This is a genomic window from Rhizobacter sp. P3_B12, assembly GCF_056402895.1.
In genome coordinates this window covers 1-4,005 of record NZ_JBFUGN010000571.1, presented here as the reverse complement: position 1 = coordinate 4,005, position 4,005 = coordinate 1, and the positions used below count along the sequence as shown (strand labels likewise).

The 4,005-nt window shown below is 69.5% G+C and carries 5 protein-coding genes; 4 read left to right on the top strand and 1 reads right to left on the bottom strand.

Annotated elements, in window-relative coordinates:
- Positions 1–357: CBS domain-containing protein (locus AC1D01_RS23880; RefSeq protein ID WP_477870760.1), on the bottom strand; the 357-nt coding region annotated here is incomplete at its 3' end.
- Between the two features lie 115 nt (positions 358–472).
- Here AC1D01_RS23880 and AC1D01_RS23875 point away from each other — a divergent pair.
- From AC1D01_RS23875 to AC1D01_RS23860, 4 genes are all read left to right on the top strand, one after another.
- Positions 473–1,777 (top strand): O-acetylhomoserine aminocarboxypropyltransferase, encoded by a 1,305-nt coding sequence (locus AC1D01_RS23875; RefSeq protein ID WP_477870758.1) that lies wholly within the window; start codon positions 473–475, stop codon positions 1,775–1,777.
- Entirely contained in the window at positions 1,774–2,595 is an 822-nt protein-coding gene (locus tag AC1D01_RS23870; protein ID WP_477870756.1) for an alpha/beta fold hydrolase, read from the top strand. Before AC1D01_RS23875 ends, AC1D01_RS23870 begins: the two co-directional genes overlap by 4 nt.
- Positions 2,592–2,930 carry an Mpo1-like protein gene (locus tag AC1D01_RS23865; RefSeq protein WP_477870754.1) on the top strand — a complete coding sequence of 113 codons (339 nt, stop codon included), beginning with the start codon at positions 2,592–2,594 and terminating at the stop codon, positions 2,928–2,930. The genes AC1D01_RS23870 and AC1D01_RS23865 overlap by 4 nt, the downstream gene beginning before the upstream one ends.
- 22 nt (positions 2,931–2,952) lie before the next feature.
- Positions 2,953–4,005: PAS domain-containing protein (locus tag AC1D01_RS23860; RefSeq protein WP_477870752.1), on the top strand; the 1,053-nt coding region annotated here is incomplete at its 3' end.

Below are 4,005 nucleotides of genomic sequence, written 5' to 3'. Positions count from 1 at the left end.
GTCGTAGAACGAGATCACGCCCATCAGCGTGCGCTGCGTCATCACCGGCATGTAGCGGGCGTGGCGCTCGAGCATCATGCGGCGCACCTCGTCGATCTCGGTCTCGGGCGTGCAGGTGAGCGGGTGATCGTCCATCACGGTGCGCACGATGGTCGTGCCGACCGTGCCGCCGTTGCCGACCACGGCCAGGATCACCTCGCGGAAGGTGAGCATGCCGGCGAGGTCGCCGTGCTCCATCACCACCAGCGACCCGATGTCGCGCTCGGCCATCGTGCGCACGGCATGCGCCAGCGGCTGGTCGGGCGAAACAGTGAAAAGCGTGCCGCCCTTGACACGCAGGATGTCTGCGACTTTCATGGGTCCTCTCCTTGGGGGTGTGTCGGGCCAATATAGCCCACAATTCTTCACAACAACATCCCCGGCTGCACCCACGAGGTGCCTCCGGCGGCCGCGAAGAACGACAGGAGATCCCATGCCCGGCCCATCCGACCCCGGCTTCGACACGCTCGCGCTGCACGCAGGCGCCGGCCCCGACCCCTCCACCGGCGCCCGCGCGGTGCCGATCCACCTGAGCACCAGCTTCGTGTTCGAGAGCAGCGACCATGCCGCGGCGCTGTTCAACATGGAGCGCTCGGGACACGTCTACAGCCGCATCTCGAATCCGACCACCGCGGTGCTCGAGGAACGCGTCGCGGCGCTCGAAGGCGGCACCGGCGCGATCGCGACCGCCAGCGGGCAGGCTGCCCTGCACCTGGCGATCTGCACGCTGGCCGGTGCGGGCTCGCACATCGTCGCGAGCAGCGCGCTGTACGGCGGCTCGCACAACCTGCTGCACTACACGCTGGCGCGCTTCGGCATTGAAACCACCTTCGTGCGCCCCGGCGACATCGATGGCTGGCGCGCCGCGATCCGCCCGACGACGCGGCTGCTGTTCGGCGAGACCGTCGGCAACCCCGGGCTGGACGTGCTCGACATCCCCACCGTCAGCGCGATCGCGCACGCGCACGGGCTACCGCTGCTGGTCGACTCGACGCTGACCTCGCCGTGGCTGATGCGCCCGTTCGACCACGGCGCCGACCTCGTCTACCACTCGGCCACCAAGTTCCTGAGCGGCCACGGCACCGTGATCGGCGGCGTGCTGGTCGACAGCGGGCAGTTCGATTGGGACGCCTCCGGTCGATTCCCCGAGCTGACGCGCCCCTACGACGGCTTCCACGGCATGGTGTTCAGCGAGGAGAGCACCGTCGGCGCCTTCCTGTTGCGCGCACGGCGCGAGGGGCTGCGCGACTTCGGCGCCTGCATGAGCCCGCACACCGCGTGGCTGATCCTGCAGGGCGTCGAGACGCTGTCGCTGCGGATGGAACGGCACATCGCGAACGCGCGCAAGGTGGTCGCCTTCCTGGCCGCGCAACCGATGGTCGCGCGCGTCGGCCACCCCGACCTGCCGACCCACCCCGATCACGAACTCGCGAAACGCCTGCTGCCGCGCGGCAGCGGCTCGGTGTTCAGCTTCGACCTGAAGGGCCAGCGCGCGCAGGGCCGTGCCTTCATCGAGGCGCTGAAGGTGTTCTCGCACCTGGCCAACGTCGGCGACTGCCGCTCGCTGGTGATCCATCCGGCGACGACCACGCATTTCCGCATGGACGATGCCGCGCTCGCGCAGGCCGGCATCACGCAGGGCACGATCCGGCTGTCGATCGGCCTGGAGGATGCCGACGACCTGATCGACGACCTGTCGCGCGCATTGCGGGCCGCGCAGAAGGCGGGTGGCGCATGAAGTTCGAGGTGCAGGGCCGTGCGGCCTTCGTCTACACCGGCGGCAAGGTGCTCGACGTGTCGCTGCCGGCCGTCGTGTTCATCCACGGTGCGATGCACGACCACAGCGTGTGGGGGCTGCAGAGCCGCTCGCTCGCGCACCACGGCCGTGCGGTGCTGGTGCCCGACCTGCCCGGCCACGGCCGCAGCGACGGGCCGGCACTGGCGAGCGTCGAGGCCTGCGCCGACTGGCTGCTCGCGCTGCTGGACGCGGCCGGCATCGAGCGTGCCGCCCTGGTCGGCCACAGCATGGGCTCGCTGATCGCGCTCGAAGCCGCCGCCCGGCTCGGCGAGCGCGCGAGCCGGCTGGTGCTGCTCGGCCCGGCGTACCCGATGAAGGTGTCCGACACGCTGCTGTCGACCTCGCTGGACGAGCCGCTGAAGGCGATCGACAGGGTCAACGCGTTCTCGCACGCCGGCCACGCCGCCAAGCCTTCGGCGCCGGCGCCGGGTTTCTCGCTGCACGGTGCGAACCGGGCGCTGATGCGCCGCCTGCAGGCCGGCTACGCCGCCGCGGGGCACGGCAACCTGTTTCACCAGGATTTCCAGGTGTGCAACCGCTACGCCGGCGGGCTCGAAGCGGCTGCCCGCGTGCGTTGCGCCAGCCTGATGATCGTCGGCGCGCACGACCAGATGACGCCGCCGAAGGCGAGCGCCGCGCTGGCCCAGGCGTTGCATGCGAAGGTTCTGCAGTTGCCGGCCGGGCATTCCCTGATGGGAGAGGCGCCCGACGCCGTGTTGAATGCGATCCAGGCCTTCATTTCGGAGGAAGCCCCATGAACAGCAGTACCGTTCCTCCCGATGCCACGTCCATCAAGTCGCTGAAAACCTTTGCAGCGTTCTACCCGTACTACCTCGGCGAGCATGCGAACCGCACCTGCCGCCGCCTGCACTTCATCGGCTCGAGCCTGGCGCTGCTGTGCCTCGTGACCGGTCTCGTGCGCGGCCAGCCGCTCTACTTCGTGTATGCGCTGCTGTGCGGCTACGGCTTCGCGTGGGTCGGGCACTTCGTGTTCGAGAAGAACCGGCCGGCCTCGTTCAAGCGGCCGCTGTACAGCTTCATGGGCGACTGGGTCATGTACAAGGACATCTGGGTGGGCAGGATCCCGTTCTAGCACCTGTCGACACCAGAAGGCCATGGACGCCAAAGACCTGCCCGTCCTCGAGCAGCTCGCGCACATCGAGCGGCTGATCGATGCGATCGACCTGCCGATCGGACGCTGGGACCTGCAGCACCGGCTGGTGTTCTGCAACGACCCCTACCTGAACTGGGCGCAGCGCGGCCGCGAAGAGCTGCTGGGCCACACGCTGGCCGAGCTGTACGGCGACGAGGCCTGGGAGCGCGCGAGCGTGGCGTTCGCGCAGGCCGCGCAAGGCCGCACCGTCAACTATGAGCGGCGGCTGAAGCATGGCTGCCATGCCGGCCGCTGGGCCCGCATCCAGGTGCTGCCGCACCTCGACCCGGCCGGCCGCGTCGACGGCATCTTCACGATCGCGATCGACATCCACCAGGACGTGCTGGAGCGCGAGGCGCTGGTCGCCGCACGCCAGCGGCTCGACCGCTTCACCGAGAACATCCCGTTCCCGCTGACCTACGTCGACCGCGATTTCGTGCTGCGCTTCGTCAACAAGGCCTACGTCGAGGCGACCGGCCAGCAGCCGAAGCAGCTGCTCGGCCGGCCGATCGGCGATGTGCGCGGCTCCAAGCGCTGGGCCGAGCACGAGCCGTACTTCGTGCAGGCGCTGGCCGGGCACACGGTGCAGTACGCGCGCATGGTCGACCTGGTCAGCCTGGGGCAGCGCTGGATGCGCACCAGCTACGTGCCCGACTTCGATGCCTGCGGCGAGGTGATCGGCGTCTACACCGTGACGGTCGACGTGCACGAGCTGACGATCACGCAGCAGCAGCTCAAGCGCAGCGTCGAGCGCGACGCGCTGACCGACGTGCTGAGCCGGCGCACGATGATGGACCGCATCGAGGCGGCACTGCTCGATGCGGTGCAGCTGCCGGTGGCGCTGTTCTTCGTCGACCTCGATGGCTTCAAGTCGGTGAACGACCGGCTGGGGCACCGGATGGGTGACGAGCTGCTGGTGGCGGTGGCGCGCGCGCTGCAGTCCTCGGTGCGGGCCGAGGATGCGGTGGGCCGCTTCGGTGGCGACGAGTTCCTGGTGCTGGCAGCGGTGCGCGAC